Below are 18,683 nucleotides of genomic sequence, written 5' to 3' on the forward strand. Positions count from 1 at the left end.
TTGCGCCGTCCATCCCTCGGCAGCCAGGGCGGGACATGTCGTGGCCGGTTCCTCCCCGGGGCCTTATCCGGGGTCTGATGGCTGTGCGCCGGCTAGTAGATCTTCTGGTCGAGAGGTTCGATGCGGAGCGTGACGACATCGACACCGGCCGGTCGCGTTGCGGCGAACAGGATTGCTTCGGCCACCTGTGCCGGCGGCAGCAGCTTGTTGTCTTCCATCATCCGCTGCCGTTCTTCCGGCGGGAAAGGCTGCATCGAGGAGGCGATGGCTCCGGGTTCGATCAGCGTCAGGCGGATGCCGTCGGGGATCAGCTCCTTGCGCAGCGTCTCGGCGAAGCTTGCCACGCCGCCCTTGGCAGCGTTGTAGACGCTCTCGCCGACGGCCTTGATGTGAACGCTGATCGAGCCGACGAGGATGATCATGCCCTCCCGCGTGCCGCCGGCCTTGATGCGCTCGACGGCGCCCTTGGTGCAGGCGACATAGCTGACGAGATTGCTGTCGATGACGTGGCGCCATCCGGCATCGTCCATTTCGGAGAGCGGCCCGGATCCGACGCCCGCGCAGGCGACCAGGATATCGAGCCCGCCAAGCCATTCATCAACGCGCTGGAACAGCCGGGCGGGTCCGGCCGGGTCGGATAGCTCCACGGTAGCCGTGGCGATCTCGCCGCCGCTGCTTCCGAGCCGCTCGGCGAGCTCACGCAAGGCGGCATCCTCGCGGTCGCTGAGCAGCACGCGGCCGCCCGCCGCCAGCATTCGCTCGGCCACTGCCCGGCCGACGCCACCGGCACCGCCGGTGATCAGGATCCGTTTGCCATCCAACATGGTCATCGATCATTCTCCCTCGAACATGACCGTGCGTGCGCCGCCAGCACGAACGCCGCGCCGGCCAGATGAAACGGCTCCGAGCAGGGGGACAGCCGTCCGTCCGCCTCGATCCGGAACGCGAACAGGGTCGCGCTCTCCTCATTGGCCAGCACCAGCAGCCCCGCCGTCTCGAGGAGCAGGAAGTGACGCGGCGATACGCCGCCGCTCTGCACATGCTGGAGCAGCGTCGGCGCGCCATGGTCGTCGAGCGCGAATACGGCGACGCTGTCATGGCCGCGATTGGTGGCATAGGCCCGGTCGCCCGCCTGGTTCAGGGCGAGGTGCCCGCCGAGATTCTCCCCCGTCCAGCCCGGAGGCGCGGTTGCAACGGTGACGCGTTCGGTCAGGCGACCGTCGGCGACGTCGAACAAGGTCAGGGTCGCGGCGAGTTCGCACACCAGTAGCGCGAGCGGAAGGTGCGGATGGAACACGAGATGGCGAGGGCCGGCGCCGGGCGGTGCGCGATAGGCGATCCTCGCTTCGCCAACGAAGCCGGCGCGCGGATCGACGGGGTGGGCGAGTATCACGTCGCTGCCAAGATCGACATGATAGAGCACGCGCCCGTCGCGGGCGAACAGGACGCAATGGGCGTGCGGCCCGTCCTGGCGGCTCGCGACCGGACCGCTGCCGTGATGCCGGCGGATCGTCGGCGGCACCAGCGGCAGCCCGGTGTCGGGATGCAGCGCAAACAGGGCGATGTCGCCGCTGCCGTAATTGGCCACCGCCAGCCAGCGCTCCGCGGGATCGAGTGACGCATAGCACGGCTCGGCGCCCTGCGTGGCGAGGCGGGCCAGCACCCGCCACGGGCGGCCTTCCCGGCAGGCCAGGAGCGCGCCGTCGGCCTGCTCGTCGACCAGATAATGGAGGCCGAAGCGCGCCGAACTGGCGCCGTAGGAGGCGTTGCGGATCTCGCCGATGGTGGCGTCGACGCTCCATCCCTCATCGGGCGAGAAGCCGATCGTCACGAGGCCTTCGCCGCCGCCCTTGTCATAGGTGCCGACGTGGAGCGTTACGGGCGAAGCGGAAGTCATGACGCAATCGTCATCACGACGTCTTCTGCAGCCGCGGCTCGATGCGCAGGTTGACGATATCGGCGCGCTCGGAGCGGGTCAGCGCAAAGAGGATCGCTTCGGCGATCTCCTCGGCGTGGAGCATCTCGTGACCGGCCAGCGCCTCGCGCTTCTCCTCGTCGCTACACTCCTGCATTGGCGTCGCCACCGAGCCGGGCTGGATGACGCTGACCTTGATATTCTCTGCGGCGACCTCCTTGCGGAGCGTTTCGGCGAATGCCTGCACTCCGGCCTTGGTCGCGGAATAGACGCTCTCGCCGGCAGCCTTGATCTCCGTGCTGATCGAGCCGACGAACAGCAGGTGGCCGCCGCCGGCTGCTCGCATCCGCCCGATCGCCTGCCGAGCGCAGGCAAGATAGCCGATCAGGTTGGTTTCGATGACGTAGCGCCAGTCATCCTCTTCCATCTCGTGAATGGGCTCGGCGCCAAGGGCAGCGCAGGCGATGAGGATATCGATGCCGCCGAGCTCGGCGTCCACCGCCTCGAACACCTGTTCGACCCCGGCGCGGGTGGCGACATCGACAGCGAGGCCGGCGACGCCGTCATGATCGGAGAGCACCGCATCCACCGTCGCGCGATCCCGGCCGAAGGTCAGCACCTTCGCCCCCTCCGCGGCGAGCAGCGCGACGGTGGCCCGGCCGATGCCGGTTGTCCCGCCGGTCACCAGCACGCGCTTGCCGGTGAGTTCGACATGGCGCTTCATGCCGGTTTCCAGATCGGGATGATGCGGCCATGCGCCTGCGCGTCCGCAATGCTCTCGGCGGGCATCGTGATGTCCGTCACCTCGATCGAGGCCGCGACCGGCGCGTCTCTGCTCTTCGGCAACCTCTCTCGAAGCGCGAGAACATAGGGGGCAGTGATCTCGGGGCTCAGGGCGCGTGTCGCCATCACTATTTCCATGCCGGTTGCTCGCCTTAGAACCGGGATGGAGACGCGTGGGTTCCGGCGCCAGGCGGCGACTTCACATGGATTATGACGATTGGCCGGAGCCCCAGGCACCATGCCCTTTCGCAAAGGCGGTGCGCGAGGGGCAAGCGTAGCCGCCCGCAACGGGCGCGCGCATCGCCGGCAGCACGATAGGCCGTCCAACTAGGGCACGCTCGCAGCGATGCGGAGGTATTCGGTGGTGCTGAATCAAGATGCGCTTGAAGTCCCTTGGCAAGGCACCGCTACGCTGCCAGTCCCCGAGCTGCCAAAGCGGGATTCCGCCATCGACAAGCCGAAGGGAAGGCAGGTGCCGGCCGCGCCGCTCTACTTGGACTGAGTCTCCATCTCCAGATACTTGAGCGTCACCGAGGCGATCAGGGGCTTCACGCGATCAGCCGCTTGCTGCTCCTCCTGACGTGACTGCTCGATCCACGCCTTGTGATGGGCGAAGCCCGCAGCCTCGGCCAGCGCCTCAAGTGAGGTGTAAGCGGCGATCTGATAGAATTGGTAGCCGTAGCCGGTGAACATGTTCTTGAGGTGCGTGTCGGGAAACACGGTGTGCACCGCCGCGCCGACGGTGCCGACGGTCTGTGTAACCGCCTCCTTTATCGTCGACGGGCTGCTGCCGGTCTCCTCCAGGGCGCGCTCGATGCGAGCTATCTGCTCGCGAGTGGTGGCGCAATGGGCTTCGAGGACGGCGGCATAGTCAGGAAAATTCTGGAGGTGCGTAAGCTGCGTCTCCATCATCTGCAGACCCTGCTTCTCTGCTGCATGGGTTGCGGAGAGTGAGCTCTGGTAAACAGCCTTGGCGTCGCTACTCATTTCGAAAATCCTTCTCAACTGCGTTTCCATTCAACCCGCGCCGTTCCGCAGCGTTCCCGGCAACCGCTTGCGTCGCAGCGCCTGCGCGACGTGGAACGATCGTCATCCGTAGAGGCGGCAACGTGGACGCGTGCTGCCGCCATTCGATGGTGATCGGCCCCGTCGCAATCACGATGCGATACGATCGGATTCCGGCTTTGCGATCAGGAACCGGCGTCGGATCAACTTACATGTCTACAACTGTGCCAAAGTTGTCCGGGTTGGGCCTTCCCCGGCCCGGGGATTCTAGGAAATGGCTGCGATCTGCCATGAAGGTTCACTGCGGTTTACAGCTGCGAATTGCTCTCATTCGCAGAAAGCCCGGAACGTGAACGCCGTTGGTTCCATAATGTCGATATCTTTTACAGGAGCGGGCAAAGCTTATCAGACGCGGACAGGGAGTTGGCGCACAACCTCCACTCTCGAATTTTGGCACAAGTCTTGCTGCACAAAAATCAGGAGGAGGAGAAAATCATGACTCATTTCCGAAGCGCGATGGCGCTGGCTGCCATCGCCACCGCTGCGGCGGCCCCGGCTTCCGCCACCATCATTCTGGTCGACGCAAGCTCGATCCAGGGGGACAACGTCCTGTTCAACGTCGGGACGCAGACCGGCACCACCGTCAATGGGTTCACCCAAGGCGGAACCACCGTTGCGTTCACGGGCTCGACCGTGGGTGGCGGCAATATAATCCGCGCCAGCGGCGGGCAGGCGCAAGTGGAAGGCGCCCTTAACGGCGCCACCCCAAACCCCAACGACACGCTGGCGCTGAGCGGACTTAATTTCTCCCTCGTGGGCGGCAACACGTTCAACGACCTTGAATTCAACGTTTTCGGCGGCGGCGCCACCTCGGCGACGTTCGTCCTTACCGACGATGAGGGCGTCGTGTTCAACTTCGTCCAGGCCCTCGGGAATGGTTCCAACTTCTTCGGCTTCCAGGGCATTGACGGCCAGACCATCGCCAGCGTCTCGTTGAGCTTCAACGGGACCGGCGTGGGTGATGTCCGCCAGATCCGCCTCAGGGAGTCCGCTCCGGCCGGGGCTGTGCCGGAACCGGCAAGCTGGGCCATGATGCTGATGGGCTTCGGGCTCGCGGGATACGGACTGCGCAACCGCCGGCGGACGGCAACCGTCCTCGCCTGACAGCAGCAGCGCGGAAACGCAGACGCCGCCGGTCGATGGACCGGCGGCGTCCTGCCGTGTGTCATCGCCACAGCGACCCGTCCTCAATCGGAGCGCAGACGGAACGAGCCGGTAGCGGTGGCGCGCGGGCCATGACCGCGGCTGTCGTCGAAGCCGATCGCGGCGAGACCGCCCCCTATTGCTTCCTGCCGACGTTCAGGCAGATCGAACAACCCATGCATATCGTCCATCATCCCGGCTATGTCGCATCTGGCGCACCGGGCACGGGCTCGTCTTTCGACAAATATCACCTGGTGATGGAAGCCCTGCGTGAGGCAAAGCTTCCTTTCACCCTCCACGCGCCCGAACCGATGCCCCGCCGCTGGATCGAGGCCGTGCATGACCCTGTCTATGTCGAGGAGGTGCTTACCCTCAACGTGCCCCGAGCCAAGGAGCGCCGCATCGGCTTTCCGATCACCGAGCGCGTGGCGCTGCGGGCGCTGCTCTCACCGGGCGGCACATGGCGCGCCGCGCGACTTGCCCTTGTCGATGGCTATGCCGCCAACGCCGCCGGCGGCAGCCATCATGCCCTGGCCGAGACCGGTGCCGGCTATTGTGTGTTCAACGATCTCGTCATCGCCGCCAATCGGCTGATCGCCGAGGGCGATGTCGCGCGCGTCCTGATCCTCGACCTCGATGTCCATCAGGGCGATGGCAGCGCTGCCTTGACCTCGCACCGGGACGATATCTTCACCCTTTCGATCCATGCGGAGCGCAATTTCCCGCATCGCAAGGCCCACTCGACGCTCGACGTGCCGCTACCCGATGGCACTGGCGATCACGCCTATCTGACCGTGCTCAGCCAGACACTGCCGGAGGTGCTGGACGCATTCGCGCCCGATCTCATCCTCTATCAGGCCGGCGTCGATCCGCACGTCGATGATCGCCTCGGCCGCCTGGCCCTGACCGACCAGGGATTGATCGACCGGGACCGGCTGGTCGCGTCCCTCGCCAGAGACCGTGCCATTCCGCTCGCGAGTACGCTGGGCGGAGGCTACGGGGCCGACCTCATGGCGGTCGCCCGCCGCCACGCACGGTCGATCATGACACTGGCAGCGTCGTTCGACGATCTCCCGCCTTGGCGCTGCGAACCTCCCGATGGGACGGACATGCCTCCCGCGCCCCCCGCGTAGGCAGGCTGCTGCGCGCGTTAAAGATGAAGCTTGAATCCGACGTGGCTCGGGACAAAGCCGAGCTTGCGCCAGAAGCGATGGGCGGCGCGGCGGGATTCATGTGAAACGAGTTGCACGGAAGCACAGCCGGCCAGACGACATTGTTCGATCGCCCAGCGCACGAACGCCTCGCCCTGCCCCTGGCCGCGCAGGTCCGCGGCGATACGTACCGCCTCGATTTGCCCATGCCAGCTCCCCCGCGATGAGAGGCCGGGGATCAGCAAGAACTGCATCGTCCCGACGATCCGCTCGCCATCGACCGCCACGATCAGCCGCAGGTGATGCGTCGCCGCGATTGCGTGGAAAGCGTCGACATATGAGGCCACCAGCGGGGCGGCGACGTCCTCACGTTCCGCGCCAAGTTCATCGTCGGCGAGCAAGGCCACGATCGCCGGGAGATCAGCTTCAACGGCATCTCGGTAGGCGATCACCATGAGCGGCCTCTCATCATAGGGGCGTCCGGAAAGGAGGCCGGATAGGCCCGACCGCGCAACCCGCCCTGATCCCTTTCCGGCCCGCCGCCAAATGCCATCGGTCGTCAGGGAACCCAGTTGGTTGAGCGGGAGAGCTCATCCCATTGCGCCAGTTCGGCCCGAACTGCCTCGAGCTTCTGCTCGACCAGCCCGAGCGCGTCCTCACCCAGGAACAATCGCACCGGCGGATTAGGCGCGGCGACCAGCGCGAGCAAGGCCTGCGCAGCCTTGGCGGGGTCGCCCGGCTGGTTTCCGTCTTTCGCCTGGCGTGCAGCGCGAATGGGATCCATCACGGAATCATAATCAGCAATGCTGCGAGGCGTGCGGTCCATGGACCGGCCCGCCCAGTCTGTCCGGAACTGCCCGGGGGCGAGCGCGATCACGCGGATGCCGAAGCCCGCGACTTCCTTGCCCAGCGCCTCGGATATGCCTTCAAGCGCGAACTTGCTGCCGCAATAGAAAGCAATTCCGGGCATGGTGATGAAGCCGCCCATAGACGTCACGTTGATGATGTGACCGCTGCGACGCTCGCGCATGCCCGGCAGGACGGCCTTGATCATTGCGACAGGACCGAACACGTTCGCCGCGAACTGGCGCTGGAGATCGGCCATCGAGGATTCCTCGACCACCCCCTCATGGCCATATCCGGCGTTGTTCACGAGGATATCTATCGGGCCGACCTGTCGTTCGGCCTCGATCACGGCCGCCGGGATCGCATCATAGTCGGTAACGTCCAGAGCAAGCGGGTGCGCTCTGCCCGGGGACATGGCGCCGAACGCTTCCGCGTCGGACGCGCGCCGCACCGTGCCGATGACATGGTGGCCGGCATCCAGCGCGGCGGCCGCGAAGGCGCGACCGAGGCCCGAACTGACCCCCGTGATCAGAAATACCTTCGAAGGACTGATCGACACGTTAAACTCCGTCCTGTGATCCATATTTATATCATGATATAGAAAGCCATGTCGCGCGACAAGACCCGCTCCCACGCCCATGCCTCTCCACGCGGGGAGCCCGTTCGGCAGCGCGTCCTCGACGCCGCCGAAAGGCTTCTCCGGCAAGGAAAGGCCGGGTTTTCGATGCGCGATCTGGCGGCGGAGGCAGGGGTGAGCTTCGCGACGCCGTTCAATCAGTTCGGCAGCAAGGCGGCGATCATGCTTGCCTTGTCCGGACGGCGGATTGATTTGATGATCAGGCGCCTCGCCGAGGCGCCGCCACCTGTCCGCGCGACGGACCGCGTCATGCTTGCCATCGACACGGCCGTCGCCGTGATGTTGGCCGAGCCGGAGGTGAACCGCGCCGTCATGGGGTGGATCGGTGCGGCCAGCGCGACGCCCGGCCATGTGCTGACGCACTCAACCGCCCTTTGGGCGTCTGCGCTTGCCGCGGGTGACGATGCCGTCCTGGAAGAGCAGATCGGCAAACAGGGCGGGCTGGCCGAACAGCTCGCGTTCGCCTTTCGCGGCGTGCTGTCGTTCTGGGCGGCGCGTGAGCTTGAGGACGAGGAGCTGGCGCCGCGGGCGCGCGCAATCGCGGCGTCGTTGTTGCTCGGCTGTCCGGGCGCGCAGCCAGTGCCCGGTCCCGGATCGCGCGAGCCGGACAATGGATGAACGCGGCCGCCGCCGGCACTCGCCGGCAAGTTCGTCTGGTCCGCGTCGAGCGCGCGGACCGGACTGGCGTTCCGCCCTCCGGGAGCCAGCTCAGTGGGCCTCGGCCATCCACTGCACCGCGTCCTCGCCCGCCGGAATCCGCAGCGGTGCGCTCGGGTCGGTGGCCGCCCGCCATACTGCGTCGGCAACGTCGACAGCGTGAGTGACCGGGCCGCTATCGCTGCGGAAATTGGCGATCATGCCCTCGATCAGCGGCTTGTAGTCGGGGTTATCGAGCCCGCGCAGGTGTGGCATCGCATTGCTCGCAAAGCTGGTCTCGGGGGAGCGGCCGGGAAGGACGATGTGCACGCGCACGCCGAACGGCTCCATCTCCACCGCGAGCGATTCGGTGAGCGCATTCACCGCCGCCTTGCTCGCCCGGTAGACGCTGACCAGGGGCAATGGCTTGAACGTCACGGAGGAGGTGACGTTGATGATCGTGCCCCTCCGGCGCGTGCGGAAGCCGGGCAGCACCGCCTGGATCATCGCCAGCGTGCCGAGCATATTGGTTTCGAACAATTGTCGGGCCGTGGCCGGTTCGATCAGCTCGATCGGGACCGCGGCGCCAAGCCCCGCATTGTTGACCAGCACGTCGACCTCGCCGGATCTTTCGAATGCGCTGGCGATGCTGGCGGGATCGGTGACGTCGAGCGGCAGGATGATCAGGTTGGCGGACTGCGGCAGAATGTCGTCCTTCGGATCGCGCATCGTGGCGACAACCTTCCAGCCCTTGTCGAGGAACAGCTTCGCGGTTTCGAGGCCGAAGCCCGAGGAACAGCCGGTGATGAAAACAGTGGGCATGAGAAACTCCGGGTCATGGTCGACAGGTCTGGAGGTAGCCACGCACACCAGGACCTCCTATGCGTGTGCGTCTCGAATCAATTGGCGATAGTCCTGATATGACCATTGATCCGTTGGCGGAGATCGTGACGCTGCTCCAGCCTTCGGCCAGCTTCTCGAAACTCGTCGAATATGCCGGGCGCTGGCGGATCAACCGCGATGTCGAGGGCAAGCCCGTCTATTTCGCCGTGCTGGACGGCGAGTGCCGCGTGGTCACCGCCGGCCGCCCGCCGATCATCGTGCGGGCCGGCGATTTCGTGCTGTCGCCATCCACTCACGATCAGGCGATCGAGAGCATCGAGGCGCCGCCGCATGGCGTCGCCATGCTGCCGACGGAACTCGGTGAAGGCCGGTTCCGGATCGGGCCGGCCGGCGAGCCGGTCAATCTCAGGATGCAGGTCGGATTATGCAGCTTCGCATCGCCCGACGCGGCCCTGCTCGTCTCCCTGCTACCCTCGATGGTCGTGGCCCGCGGCGAGCCGCGGCTTGCGCAACTGCTCCATCTGGTCGGCGACGAGACCCGGCAGTCGCGCCCCGGACGCGAGCTGGTGCTGGAACGGCTGCTCGAGGTGCTGCTGATCGAGGCGTTTCGCTGCGGCATTGATATCGCATCGGTGCCGAGCGTGGCACGAGGGCTATCCGACGAACGGCTGGTGGCCGCGTTACGCGCCATGCATGCGCGGCCGGCACATGGCTGGACGGTCGCCGATCTCGCCGGGGAAGCGGCGATGTCGCGCTCGGCCTTCTTCGCGCGGTTCGGCCGCGTCGTCGGACTGCCGCCGATGGAATATCTGCTCACCTGGCGGATGGCGCTTGCCAAACGCCTGCTGCGCAGCCGCGAGCTGGCGATCGAACATGTCGCCGCACAGGTGGGCTATGGCTCGGCGAGCACGTTCAGCACCGCCTTCGCCCGTCACGTCGGGATGCCGCCGATGCGATATGCCCGGATTGCCTCCGGCTGAATCAGGGCGCGCGATGGCATTCTGCGTTTCCGAAGGTGCGACGGCCGCGCTCCCGATCCCGCAAGCTGCCATTCCCGCTTGTCACGCACCTTCAGAAAACATGCCGTAGCGCCCGCGCCATGCCGCCACTTCGTCCCTGAGGTGCGCCGGCGCCGGGTCTCCCGAGATGACGAGGCGGGCGACGTCGTCCTCGGGATGCATCAACATCTTTGTCGATCCGTCGCTGAACCAGACCGGCACCAGCTGATTGCACAGGCTGTCGAGGATTGTTGCGGCCATGCCGCTCTCTATCGCGTTGCTGCCGGCGAGCTTGCGGACGTTGATCGAGACACCCTCGAAGCAGTTGCGCGGCTCACGCTCGAAATTGAGCGAAACCAGAAGGCCGGAGCGATCGGGGCGAGCCTCGTCGGGCATGTCGGCGACCCTGCGCCAGGCGCAGAACCACGTTCGGCAGACAGGGGGGCGCACATCATGGATGCCGCACCCATTGGCCGTGAGTTGCGCGCATGGCATTCCCGCGGGCTTCTTGAAATCGGGCGTGTCGACCGTGAGGACGGTACAGCATGCCGTGCAACCGCCGCAGCTTCGATCGGCGAGTACCGGCCCCAGCAGGACCGTCTCCAGTTCGGGCTCGTCCGGCATCCGGATGGAACTGCCTCGCTCCCGGCGGGAATGCAAGAGCGCCCGCGAGCCGGCGAAATGCCCTGCGAGGGCCCAGGTGCCACGGCGCAGCGGCGGCGGTGGGCGAAACCGCGGTCAGGGTGGCGCCTGACCAAAATCCTCCGCCGTCGCGGGCCGACGATCGGCCTCGACCCGATCGACAATGTGAACGCCGCGCCGCCTTCGGGTTGGTTGGCGGCGCTGATGCCGACGCTCATGCTTCGGCAAATCCCTTGACGGTCGCGAGGCCAAGGAACTCCGTTTCGGCTTCCTGCGGTTCGCCATTCTCGGGCTGACAGCGCTCGTCCGCGGTGCTGCCGCGGGCCTCGCCGGGCCGCTCAACAGGGGGCCGGCCGGCCCTTTCCGAACTGTGCCTGCGCCTCCGGCACCGGAAAAACGGATCGGCTTTCGCCGGCCTGACGATAGCGAGATCGGTCGGCGAACGCGGCCTTGCTCGCGCTCACAGGGCGATGTGCGCGCGTGCGCGCTCCGCGATGGCGGCCTTGCGCTCGCGCATCTCGGCATCGACGGCATCCGGCTCGGTGCGATTGCGGGCGACGAGCGCCAGTCGCTCCGGGCCGCCGCGCACCACCTCGCGGCGGTCCTCGATGATCGCCTGCACGATCTCCGCGGCGACCTCCTCGACGGATTCGAGCCCGGCAGACGGGACGTTGGCGCTGGCCATCATCGGCGTGGCGGTGGCGGTCGGGAAGGCGTTGAGCACGCTGATGCCCTCGCCTGCCAGCTCGCGGCGCAGCGCCTCGCCGAAATGGGCGATGCCGGCCTTCACCGCCGCATAAGTGGTGTAGAAGGGCAGCGCCACCTGTCCGATTCCCGAGCTTATATTGACGACGAGCCCGGCCCCGCTCGCCCGCAACGCCGGCAGCGCGGCGCGGGTGAGCAGGATCGGCGCGGTGAGATCGACCTCGATCATCGCCCGGATCTCGTCCTCGCCGACGTCCTCCAGCCGTCCGCCGCGCACGATGCCGGCATTGTTGACGAGGATGTCCAGCCCGCCGAGCGCCTTGAGACTGGCGGCGATGGTCTCGGCGCGGCCTTCTGAGGTCGCGACATCGGCGGCAAGCCCCGTCACCTCGCCCGCCTCGGCCAGCATCGCCAGCGCCTCGCCGAGCGCGGCAGTACGCCGGCCGGTGATCACCAGCCGGCCCCCCGCCTGCAGCATCCGGCGTGCCATCTCCAGTCCGATGCCGCTCGATCCCCCGGTGATCAATATGCGCTTGCCTGCAATGTCCATGGCCCGGTCCTCAGTTCACATCCACGATCAATCCATCGCCGAGCCATCGTCCGAGAAACGCGCCGGCGCGCGCCGGACCATGCTCTTCTCCCAGGCGCTCGACCAGAGCCGCGCACAGCGCGCCGAAGCCGTGGCCCGCGCGGATCAAGGCAAGCGCCTCGCCCTCTTCGGCCTCCAGCGTGCGGAACAGCGGCGTGAAGCCCTGGCGCCAGATGGCGATGCTGGCGGCCTGTGGGAGCCGTTCGGCCGGCGGCGGCCGCTCGCCGGCTGCGAGCGCCGACCAGATCGCCGCGGCGTTGGTGGTGGCCGGCAGCAGCCGGAACGTCGGCGCAAGATGCAGCGCCGCCGCCTCCCAATCGACATTGCCGAGCCGGGACGGATCGACCGCCGCCGCGTCCGGGCCGACAAAGGCGAGCCCCAGCCCGCATTCCAGCCGCGCGAGCTCGGCCACCTCGGGGTCCTCCGGATAGAGGCCGTCAAGCGTCACGGGGAAGTCGAGCGCATAGGCGTCGAGCGTCCAGCCATGCGGCGGCGACCCGTCGATATGGGTTGCCGCGGCGGCGGCAAATGCCGCCTCGCCCAGCCACGCCACGAGCATCGGATAGCTATCCGACAGGCATGCCATGAGCTGCGCGCGATAGGTGTTGAGGTACACGGCCAGCCCCGCCGGATAGCGGCCGGCAAGCGGCCCGCTCTCGCTGGTCAGCCAGTCGCGGAAGCCGTGCTGCAGCGCGCGCAAGGTCATGCCGCCCGCCGCTCCCGGTCCGAGGCGATGTCCCGCGCCAGCGCGAGCTCGTCGAGCAGCTCCGCAAGCGGCGGAATGTCATCGTCGCGCTCGATCATAGTCGCGACCGGACCGAACCGTTCCAGCGCGGCAGCGTAGAGCGACCAGACGGACGGGGGCACCGGCCGGTCATGCGTGTCGATCAGCAGCGCCCGGCCCTGGCTGTGGCCGGCGAGGTGGATCTGGCGGACGCGCGCGGCAGGAATGCCGGCGAGATAGGCGGTCGCGTCGAAGCCGTGGTTGCTGGCGCTGACAATGATGTTGTTGACGTCGAGCAACAGCGCGCAACCGGTGCGCCGGCAAATCATGTCGAGAAATTCCCATTCCGGCATCTCGCCGGGCAGATGGATGTAGCTGGACGGGTTTTCGACCAGCATCGTCCGGCCCAGCGCCTCCTGGGCCCGGTCGATATTGGCGCAGACCACCGCCAGCGCATCCCCGGTATAGGGAAGCGGCAGCAGGTCGTGGGCGTTGAAGCCGCCGATCCGCGACCAACTGAGATGATCGGAGACGAACAGCGGCTCGACCGCGTCGACCAGCGCCCGCAGGCGACGCAGATAGTCGACATCGATGCCGTCGGCCGAGCCGATCGACATCGAGACCCCGTGCAGCGCCACCGGATGCCGCGCCCGCACCCGGCGCAGCACGTCCAGCGGTCGCCCGCCCTCGACCATGAAATTCTCCGAGATGACCTCGACGAAATCGACCGGCACCGGCTCCGCCCCGTCGAGGAACGCGCCATAATGCGGCTTGCGCAGGCCGAGGCCGAACAGATGCCGGTCGACCATCGCGTCAGTTGCCCGGCGCGGTCAGGCTGCCGCCCTGCGCGGCGCAGGCCTTGGAGGTCAGCTCCTTGAAGCCCTGGCCCTTGCAATCATTCATGCCCTTGCAGTCATGATTGCCCGCCTTGCAGTCGGACTGGCCCTTGCAGGCATTGACGCCATAGCAATGCACCGCTTTGGCGCCGGCGGCCTGCGCCGTGCCGGCGAAGCTGGCGCCGGACAGCGCGATCAGCGCGGCGGCGGCGGCGAAGCCGGCCGTGGACTTGGAACGGGTCATGATGATCTCCTGGAAAGGGTTGCCGGATCGGCTTCCCTCCTACGGGCGGGGCGGTCCCGCGGTTACAGGCTCACCAGCGCAGCAGACGCGGGCCGACCAGTGCGCCGAACGCGCCGGCCAGCGCGATGCCGAGGCTGTACCAGGTCAGCACGAAGATCGCCGACACCTCCGGGCAATGCAGGCAGTATAGCGTCGCCGCCCATGCCCCCGCCGCCAGCCCGGCCGCCGCCCCGGCGGCGCGCAGCCGGGTGGGGGCCAGCCGGCGGAACGACCAGAGCAGGCCGATGAAGATCGGCATGGACAAGGCCAGCACCAGCCACGGGCACGCCTTCCAGCTCGCGCCCAGCCACATCACCACCCAATCGCGCGAGGGCGTCCCGGCAAGCTCGCCAATGCCGATCCCGCTGAGCAGCAACACCGGTATCGCCAGCAGCCACAGGCTGTTCAGCGCCACCGGGGTCGGCCGCGCCAGGCGCATCACCGCGATCACCGCGCCGATCCCCAGCGAGGTGGTGTAGGTCCATTTCATCCAGAAGGAGAAACCGCGCATCTCCGCGTCCAGATCCGGCCGCACGCCGAGCACCGCGGCCACCAGCAACAGCGTGACGCAGCCGCCGGCGACGATGCCGACACCGATGCGCCGCCCCAGCGCGTGACGCGGCACCGCCGGCACATCGCGGCTCAGATCGCCGATGAGCTGTTCGGTGTTCATACGCGCTCCCCACGGATGCGGGCGGCGAGCGCCCTGAGGCCGCGATGCACCGATACCTTCACGTCCGATTCTCCGATGCCGGCGCCCGATGCCGCCTCGGCGACGCTGAGGCCGTCGACATGCGTGTCGCGAATGGCCCGCGCCTGCTTCGGCGACAGGGTCGCGAGCAGCGTGTCGACGTCCATCCGGGCGGAGCTGGCATCCTCGAACCCTTCGGTGACGAGGATCGCCTCGACATCCTCGATCGCCACGGTCATCCGCTGCCGCCGGAAGTGATCGATCAGGCGATAGCGCGCCACCGCATAGAGCCATGCGGTGAAGGGACGGTCGCGATCATAGGAGGCGCGGCGGGTGTGGATGGCGATCAACGTTTCCTGCACCAGATCCTCGACATCATGCTCGGCGCCGCGCAACCGGCGGCGGTAAAAGGCGGCGAGCAGCGGCACCAGCGCGCGCAGCAACGCCTCATGGGCGGCGGCGTCGCCGTCCAGTCCCGCCGTCATCCACGTCCTGAGCTGGTCCTCGCCCGTCTGCATCTGCGCTCCCGGCGGGGACTACGGCCCGCGCGCGCGATCGGTTACAGCCGCGTCGCCGATCGTCCGATTGTAACCGCACGATGCCGCCCCGCGTAAGCCCTTCCGTCGCCGGCGCCGCCCGGCCGCCACCCCATTCAGGAAGGACCCGATCATGACCAGCCCCCACACCGCCGCCGCCGCCGCCGCAGCACTCGCCCTGGCCTTCGCCGCCGGCGCCGCCCATGCCGCCGCCCCGGCAAAGGCCCCGATGGAGAAATGCTATGGCGTGGCGCTGGCCGGCAAGAATGACTGCAAGGCCGGCGCCGGCACCAGCTGCGCCGGCACCTCCAGGGTCGATTACCAGGGCGATGCGTGGACGCTGGTCAAGGCCGGCAGCTGCACCACGATCATGACGCCCAAGGGGGCGGGATCGCTCTCCCCCAAGGCCTGAGCCCCGGCCGCGACCGCACGAGACGGCGGCGGCGCGGCGCCCCACGATCGAAAGGACCGCGATGTCGCTGCTGATCGCGCTGCACGCCCGTGCCGCCGCGCTTGCCTGCCGCGTGCTGCCGGAGAGGCTGCTGCTGCTCGTCGCGCGGCTGGGCATTGCTGCCCCGTTCTTCCTGTCCGGTCGCACCAAGGTCGATGGGGTGATCCACATTACCGACGCCACCTATGAGCTGTTCCGCACGGACTATGCGCTGCCCTTTATCGACCCGGATGTCGCCGCTCATGTCGCGACCTGGTCGGAGCATCTCTTCCCGGCATTGCTGGTGCTCGGGCTGCTGACCCGGCCCGCGGCGCTGGCGCTGCTCGGCATGACGGCGGTCATCGAGATCTTCGTCTATCCCGATGCCTGGCCGACGCACCTGAGCTGGGCGGGGTTGCTGCTTCCGCTGATCGCGCGGGGCGGCGGGGCGTGGTCGCTGGACCGCCTGCTCGGGTCCGACAGGCGCGCCTGAACGCCGTCATCCCGCCGGCGGCGGCGCTGTTTCGGCTCGCTCCCGCCCGCCGGCTCAGTGGGTGATCCTGAGGCCGCCGGTGCTGCCGGCAATCTGCGCGAAGCTCTGCGCGAGTTCGGCGACATTGTCCGCCTGAAAGGCGTGCGACGTGTCCGTCGCGCATTGGCTGAGGCTTGGCGTCAGATCGGTGCCGAAGGCGATCACCCACACTTTCATGCCCTTGGCCTTGGCCTTGGTGCAGGCGATCTGGAAGCGCGCCTCCTCGACCCGGTGCAAGATGCCATCTCCTCGCAATGGGTCGTCCCCCAGATCGTACCCGGAAACGCCTTCCCGTTGCGCCCAGCGCCGCAGGTCTAGCCCTTCGAGGCCATAGGCATTGTAGGACATGCCGTTGATCTCGATCCGGCCGTCCGTCATGAAGACGATGTTGCGCTGGATCGCCTTGCCATTGGGCGCGGTGGCGTTCTCGTCCTTGAACAGCCCGGTCGGCGACAGCAGCCGCGCGCCCCAGATCATGCCGATGCTGTGATAGGTGCCGGCATTGCGCTTGAAATAATGCCGCGCGCGATCTTCGGGATCGCTCCAGTCGCTGCCGTCCAGCTTGTCGAGATAGGCGGCAAGCTCGCTTTCGGTGATCGCGGAGAGCTTGCGCGCCTCGGTCGGGCAGGCAGTCAGTCCGATCATCTTCCGGCCCCAAAGATCGCCGTCAATATCCCATTCGTTGCCGGTAAGATAATAATTATCGCTGTAATACCACCTTTCCTCATACTCATAGACGGAGCCGCTGTTCATCCTTGGCTCCTTCCAGTTATAATCCGTGCCGCGCGTCCAGATCAGGGACGGGATCGCCATGCCCCATTGCGTGGCGGGATTGGCGGGATTGGGCACCGTGTCGATGTCCAGATCCCAATAAGGGCCGCCATCGGGAACGTTGCTGCTGCCGGTGAGAACATTGCTTCCGCGATATTCGGGGACGGTCGCACGCTCCTGGATGCAGCCGTTCCAGAAGGCCCGATGGAAATTGAAGACGAAGTTCTGATAGAAGATTCCAGCCGACCTGTCCGGGAGATTGGGTTCGGAGCCGGCCTTGTGCCAGGTCTGTGCCCAACTCTCGGCGCCGAGGAAGGGCACGCCGGAGGAAGGATTGTCGGCGATCGGCAATGTGCAGGGCGCGCGCGTGGGAATCACGTCGAACGGAACCGAAAAGATGGTGACGCCGCCGCAGCCCACCGGCATGTTGCCGCCCACGACGCAGATCAGCGTCGCGCATTCGGACGGGGGCACCCACGGCCCATCGAGTTCGCCGGTCAGAAAGAATTGCACCGGGCCGGACACCCAATCGGAAATATTCACCTTGAGCGGCTGGGCATAAGGGACGAGGTTCCCCTGCGCATCGGTGACCTTCAATCCGCTGATGTTGTAAGAGAGTGGCGAATAAAGCCAGTACATCATCGGCCTGGCCCGGTATGGCCGAAGATATTTCTCTACCACACCACGATTGTTATATGTGATGGTGGCATAGTGGCACATTTTGTCATCGGAATTAAAGCCTGAGTCGTAATATTCATAGCCGTTCAGGGGATTGCTCATCGTGCTTTCGAACGTCACGTCGAATTGCATGCCGACGGGTATATTATTATCGATGAATCTTTGGGCGGGGATGATGTAGTCACCGTCCGGAAAATGTACCGTCATGTCGCCCCCGGTATAGGTCTGCGGTTCGCTCTGCCATTTGTCCGGGTTCCCGCCGGTATAGGTGTTGAACGGCGGGGGAGCGCAATTGACGCCGCCCTCCGATCCCGACACGGGCTCATTGATCCAGTCGAGCCTGTCCGACGTGCCGGTATAGGTCACGGACAGGGTGACATAGTCCACCTGCTCACCGGGCGGCGGCGTCAGCATCCCGACCGGCCTGCGTGACTGGTATGTCCAGCGATCAGCCACCCAATCGCGCTTCAGCAGATGCCCGACATTGACGTTATAGGCATAGGGCACGAAGCCATAGCGCGTCTGCGTGTCCTGGCCCTTGCCGGCCTCCACCGTCTTGTAGAAGTCCAGCACGGCCTGTTTCAGCGCCTTGATGCGCGAATCCGACGGGGCTTCCTCGTTCACCGTATTCTGGACGGTCGCGCCGCACGGCACGTTCTTGTCGGCGGGGCAGGCCATAGAGCTGGTCACGTCCAGCACGAACATGAAGTCGTTGTTCACCGAATTGGATTCGACTTCGGCCGTGCACTCGGCCGAGACGGAAATCTTGCGGAAGCCGAAAATCTTCATGAGCGTGGTCGGCACGTCGGCCGAGGCCGTGCCGGTGACCTTCTTGTTGTCGTCATCGGTCGCGATGTAGGCGAACTGGAGATTGGCCGAGCCATAGACGCCGGCCGGGAAATTCTCCCGGAACAGCCCGTCGGCGCTGTCGTGCGGGCCGGCGGCCCATTCCTTGAGCGAAAGCTCCGCTCGCCCGCCGAGCGCGCCGGCATCGCACGCCTGCTGGAGCCGCGACTTGGCCATATAGGCGCGGCCGAGATCGAGGCCGCTGCCGAGCAGCGCGAGAATGATGAGGAACGCGAACACCGCAATCGGCAGGACGGCGCCCCGCTCGTTGCGGACGAGCGCCCCCCACCCGGCGGGCGCGCCGGCCGGGCGACGGGACGATATGGCAGCGGGGCGATGATGGCGCGTCATGCGTCCACGACACACCATTACGCTGAAGATATGCTTAATCTGATGCAAATCT

22 protein-coding genes are annotated in these 18,683 nt (G+C 66.6%); 6 read left to right on the forward strand and 16 right to left on the reverse strand.

The window, feature by feature from the left end; all coding sequences use genetic code 11:
• Positions 1–92 precede the first annotated feature (92 nt).
• From KOF26_RS08210 to KOF26_RS08230, 5 genes are all read right to left on the reverse strand, one after another.
• Positions 93–830: an SDR family oxidoreductase gene (locus KOF26_RS08210; RefSeq protein WP_216322942.1), complete on the reverse strand. Its 738-nt coding sequence runs from the start codon at positions 828–830 to the stop codon at positions 93–95.
• The gene (locus tag KOF26_RS08215) at positions 827–1,897 is read right to left on the reverse strand and encodes a lactonase family protein (protein WP_216322945.1); all 1,071 of its coding nucleotides are present in this window, start codon (positions 1,895–1,897) and stop codon (positions 827–829) included. The genes KOF26_RS08210 and KOF26_RS08215 overlap by 4 nt, the downstream gene beginning before the upstream one ends.
• A gap of 13 nt (positions 1,898–1,910) precedes the next feature.
• Positions 1,911–2,639 (reverse strand): SDR family oxidoreductase, encoded by a 729-nt coding sequence (locus tag KOF26_RS08220; RefSeq protein ID WP_216322949.1) that lies wholly within the window; start codon positions 2,637–2,639, stop codon positions 1,911–1,913.
• A complete protein-coding gene (locus KOF26_RS08225; RefSeq protein WP_216322952.1) occupies positions 2,636–2,824 on the reverse strand; it encodes a hypothetical protein in 189 nt (62 codons plus the stop codon). Before KOF26_RS08225 ends, KOF26_RS08220 begins: the two co-directional genes overlap by 4 nt.
• Positions 2,825–3,187: 363 nt before the next feature.
• Positions 3,188–3,685, reverse strand: coding sequence for a DUF892 family protein (locus KOF26_RS08230; protein WP_216322956.1), 498 nt, complete (start codon positions 3,683–3,685; stop codon positions 3,188–3,190).
• Between the two features lie 441 nt (positions 3,686–4,126).
• Between KOF26_RS08230 and KOF26_RS08235 the strand changes: the two genes are divergently transcribed.
• Together KOF26_RS08235 and KOF26_RS08240 are read left to right on the forward strand one after the other, a co-directional pair.
• Entirely contained in the window at positions 4,127–4,867 is a 741-nt protein-coding gene (locus KOF26_RS08235; protein WP_253201238.1) for a PEPxxWA-CTERM sorting domain-containing protein, read from the forward strand.
• Positions 4,868–5,082: 215 nt separating this feature from the next.
• The gene (locus KOF26_RS08240; protein ID WP_216323166.1) at positions 5,083–6,039 is read left to right on the forward strand and encodes a histone deacetylase family protein; all 957 of its coding nucleotides are present in this window, start codon (positions 5,083–5,085) and stop codon (positions 6,037–6,039) included.
• Positions 6,040–6,056: 17 nt separating this feature from the next.
• Here KOF26_RS08240 and KOF26_RS08245 read toward each other — a convergent pair whose 3' ends face one another.
• Both KOF26_RS08245 and KOF26_RS08250 read right to left on the reverse strand, forming a co-directional pair.
• The gene (locus tag KOF26_RS08245) at positions 6,057–6,512 is read right to left on the reverse strand and encodes a GNAT family N-acetyltransferase (protein ID WP_216322959.1); all 456 of its coding nucleotides are present in this window, start codon (positions 6,510–6,512) and stop codon (positions 6,057–6,059) included.
• A gap of 104 nt (positions 6,513–6,616) precedes the next feature.
• The gene (locus tag KOF26_RS08250; protein WP_216322962.1) at positions 6,617–7,486 is read right to left on the reverse strand and encodes an oxidoreductase; all 870 of its coding nucleotides are present in this window, start codon (positions 7,484–7,486) and stop codon (positions 6,617–6,619) included.
• Positions 7,487–7,510: 24 nt separating this feature from the next.
• Here KOF26_RS08250 and KOF26_RS08255 point away from each other — a divergent pair, with 24 nt between their 5' ends.
• Positions 7,511–8,158, forward strand: a complete 648-nt coding sequence (locus KOF26_RS08255) for a TetR/AcrR family transcriptional regulator (RefSeq protein WP_216322965.1) — start codon at positions 7,511–7,513, stop codon at positions 8,156–8,158.
• 90 nt (positions 8,159–8,248) lie between these two features.
• On the opposite strand, the gene KOF26_RS08260 is transcribed toward KOF26_RS08255, so the two are convergent.
• Positions 8,249–8,998 (reverse strand): SDR family oxidoreductase, encoded by a 750-nt coding sequence (locus KOF26_RS08260; protein ID WP_216322968.1) that lies wholly within the window; start codon positions 8,996–8,998, stop codon positions 8,249–8,251.
• A gap of 98 nt (positions 8,999–9,096) precedes the next feature.
• Between KOF26_RS08260 and KOF26_RS08265 the strand changes: the two genes are divergently transcribed.
• Positions 9,097–9,999 carry an AraC family transcriptional regulator gene (locus KOF26_RS08265; RefSeq protein ID WP_216322971.1) on the forward strand — a complete coding sequence of 301 codons (903 nt, stop codon included), beginning with the start codon at positions 9,097–9,099 and terminating at the stop codon, positions 9,997–9,999.
• An 81-nt stretch (positions 10,000–10,080) separates the two neighbouring features.
• Here KOF26_RS08265 and KOF26_RS08270 read toward each other — a convergent pair whose 3' ends face one another.
• The 7 genes from KOF26_RS08270 to KOF26_RS08300 all read right to left on the reverse strand — a co-directional run bounded on the left by KOF26_RS08270 (position 10,081) and on the right by KOF26_RS08300 (position 15,005).
• Entirely contained in the window at positions 10,081–10,641 is a 561-nt protein-coding gene (locus KOF26_RS08270) for a YkgJ family cysteine cluster protein (RefSeq protein ID WP_216322974.1), read from the reverse strand.
• A gap of 478 nt (positions 10,642–11,119) precedes the next feature.
• The gene (locus KOF26_RS08275) at positions 11,120–11,914 is read right to left on the reverse strand and encodes an SDR family NAD(P)-dependent oxidoreductase (RefSeq protein ID WP_216322975.1); all 795 of its coding nucleotides are present in this window, start codon (positions 11,912–11,914) and stop codon (positions 11,120–11,122) included.
• A 10-nt stretch (positions 11,915–11,924) separates the two neighbouring features.
• Entirely contained in the window at positions 11,925–12,659 is a 735-nt protein-coding gene (locus KOF26_RS08280; RefSeq protein WP_216322978.1) for an HvfC/BufC N-terminal domain-containing protein, read from the reverse strand.
• Positions 12,656–13,486, reverse strand: coding sequence for an MNIO family bufferin maturase (gene bufB, locus KOF26_RS08285; RefSeq protein ID WP_216322981.1), 831 nt, complete (start codon positions 13,484–13,486; stop codon positions 12,656–12,658). Before bufB ends, KOF26_RS08280 begins: the two co-directional genes overlap by 4 nt.
• Before the next feature lie 4 nt (positions 13,487–13,490).
• Positions 13,491–13,757, reverse strand: coding sequence for a BufA2 family periplasmic bufferin-type metallophore (gene bufA2, locus KOF26_RS08290; RefSeq protein WP_216322984.1), 267 nt, complete (start codon positions 13,755–13,757; stop codon positions 13,491–13,493).
• 70 nt (positions 13,758–13,827) lie between these two features.
• Positions 13,828–14,469 (reverse strand): DUF1109 domain-containing protein, encoded by a 642-nt coding sequence (locus KOF26_RS08295; RefSeq protein ID WP_216322989.1) that lies wholly within the window; start codon positions 14,467–14,469, stop codon positions 13,828–13,830.
• Positions 14,466–15,005 (reverse strand): sigma-70 family RNA polymerase sigma factor, encoded by a 540-nt coding sequence (locus KOF26_RS08300; RefSeq protein WP_216322992.1) that lies wholly within the window; start codon positions 15,003–15,005, stop codon positions 14,466–14,468. Before KOF26_RS08300 ends, KOF26_RS08295 begins: the two co-directional genes overlap by 4 nt.
• 151 nt (positions 15,006–15,156) lie before the next feature.
• Here KOF26_RS08300 and KOF26_RS08305 point away from each other — a divergent pair, with 151 nt between their 5' ends.
• Together KOF26_RS08305 and KOF26_RS08310 are read left to right on the forward strand one after the other, a co-directional pair.
• On the forward strand, positions 15,157–15,435 hold the full coding sequence (locus KOF26_RS08305) for a BufA1 family periplasmic bufferin-type metallophore (protein WP_216322996.1): 279 nt from the start codon (positions 15,157–15,159) through the stop codon (positions 15,433–15,435).
• 61 nt (positions 15,436–15,496) lie between these two features.
• Complete coding sequence (locus KOF26_RS08310) at positions 15,497–15,946, forward strand: DoxX family protein (RefSeq protein ID WP_216322999.1); 450 nt, start codon at positions 15,497–15,499, stop codon at positions 15,944–15,946.
• Positions 15,947–16,000: 54 nt separating this feature from the next.
• On the opposite strand, the gene KOF26_RS08315 is transcribed toward KOF26_RS08310, so the two are convergent.
• On the reverse strand, positions 16,001–18,631 hold the full coding sequence (locus tag KOF26_RS08315; protein WP_216323002.1) for a pilus assembly protein: 2,631 nt from the start codon (positions 18,629–18,631) through the stop codon (positions 16,001–16,003).
• Positions 18,632–18,683 lie beyond the last annotated feature (52 nt).

It is taken from the genome of Sphingomonas quercus, assembly GCF_018863195.1.
Classification (GTDB): Bacteria; Pseudomonadota; Alphaproteobacteria; order Sphingomonadales; family Sphingomonadaceae; genus Solisphingomonas; species Solisphingomonas quercus.

Bases quoted from the DNA above. Each gene is read 5' to 3' on its own strand.
- KOF26_RS08210 (WP_216322942.1), bottom strand. From the start codon at position 830: ATGACCATGTTGGATGGCAAACGGATCCTGATCACCGGCGGTGCCGGT.
- bufA2 (WP_216322984.1), bottom strand. From the start codon at position 13,757: ATGACCCGTTCCAAGTCCACGGCCGGCTTCGCCGCCGCCGCCGCGCTG.
- KOF26_RS08230 (WP_216322956.1), bottom strand. From the start codon at position 3,685: ATGAGTAGCGACGCCAAGGCTGTTTACCAGAGCTCACTCTCCGCAACC.
- KOF26_RS08255 (WP_216322965.1), top strand. From the start codon at position 7,511: ATGTCGCGCGACAAGACCCGCTCCCACGCCCATGCCTCTCCACGCGGG.
- KOF26_RS08280 (WP_216322978.1), bottom strand. From the start codon at position 12,659: ATGACCTTGCGCGCGCTGCAGCACGGCTTCCGCGACTGGCTGACCAGC.
- KOF26_RS08220 (WP_216322949.1), bottom strand. From the start codon at position 2,639: ATGAAGCGCCATGTCGAACTCACCGGCAAGCGCGTGCTGGTGACCGGC.
- KOF26_RS08245 (WP_216322959.1), bottom strand. From the start codon at position 6,512: ATGGTGATCGCCTACCGAGATGCCGTTGAAGCTGATCTCCCGGCGATC.
- KOF26_RS08240 (WP_216323166.1), top strand. From the start codon at position 5,083: ATGCATATCGTCCATCATCCCGGCTATGTCGCATCTGGCGCACCGGGC.
- KOF26_RS08265 (WP_216322971.1), top strand. From the start codon at position 9,097: ATGACCATTGATCCGTTGGCGGAGATCGTGACGCTGCTCCAGCCTTCG.
- KOF26_RS08250 (WP_216322962.1), bottom strand. From the start codon at position 7,486: ATGGATCACAGGACGGAGTTTAACGTGTCGATCAGTCCTTCGAAGGTA.
- KOF26_RS08275 (WP_216322975.1), bottom strand. From the start codon at position 11,914: ATGGACATTGCAGGCAAGCGCATATTGATCACCGGGGGATCGAGCGGC.
- KOF26_RS08300 (WP_216322992.1), bottom strand. From the start codon at position 15,005: ATGCAGACGGGCGAGGACCAGCTCAGGACGTGGATGACGGCGGGACTG.
- KOF26_RS08270 (WP_216322974.1), bottom strand. From the start codon at position 10,641: ATGCCGGACGAGCCCGAACTGGAGACGGTCCTGCTGGGGCCGGTACTC.
- KOF26_RS08305 (WP_216322996.1), top strand. From the start codon at position 15,157: ATGACCAGCCCCCACACCGCCGCCGCCGCCGCCGCAGCACTCGCCCTG.
- KOF26_RS08260 (WP_216322968.1), bottom strand. From the start codon at position 8,998: ATGCCCACTGTTTTCATCACCGGCTGTTCCTCGGGCTTCGGCCTCGAA.
- bufB (WP_216322981.1), bottom strand. From the start codon at position 13,486: ATGGTCGACCGGCATCTGTTCGGCCTCGGCCTGCGCAAGCCGCATTAT.
- KOF26_RS08310 (WP_216322999.1), top strand. From the start codon at position 15,497: ATGTCGCTGCTGATCGCGCTGCACGCCCGTGCCGCCGCGCTTGCCTGC.
- KOF26_RS08315 (WP_216323002.1), bottom strand. From the start codon at position 18,631: ATGACGCGCCATCATCGCCCCGCTGCCATATCGTCCCGTCGCCCGGCC.
- KOF26_RS08225 (WP_216322952.1), bottom strand. From the start codon at position 2,824: ATGGCGACACGCGCCCTGAGCCCCGAGATCACTGCCCCCTATGTTCTC.
- KOF26_RS08295 (WP_216322989.1), bottom strand. From the start codon at position 14,469: ATGAACACCGAACAGCTCATCGGCGATCTGAGCCGCGATGTGCCGGCG.
- KOF26_RS08215 (WP_216322945.1), bottom strand. From the start codon at position 1,897: ATGACTTCCGCTTCGCCCGTAACGCTCCACGTCGGCACCTATGACAAG.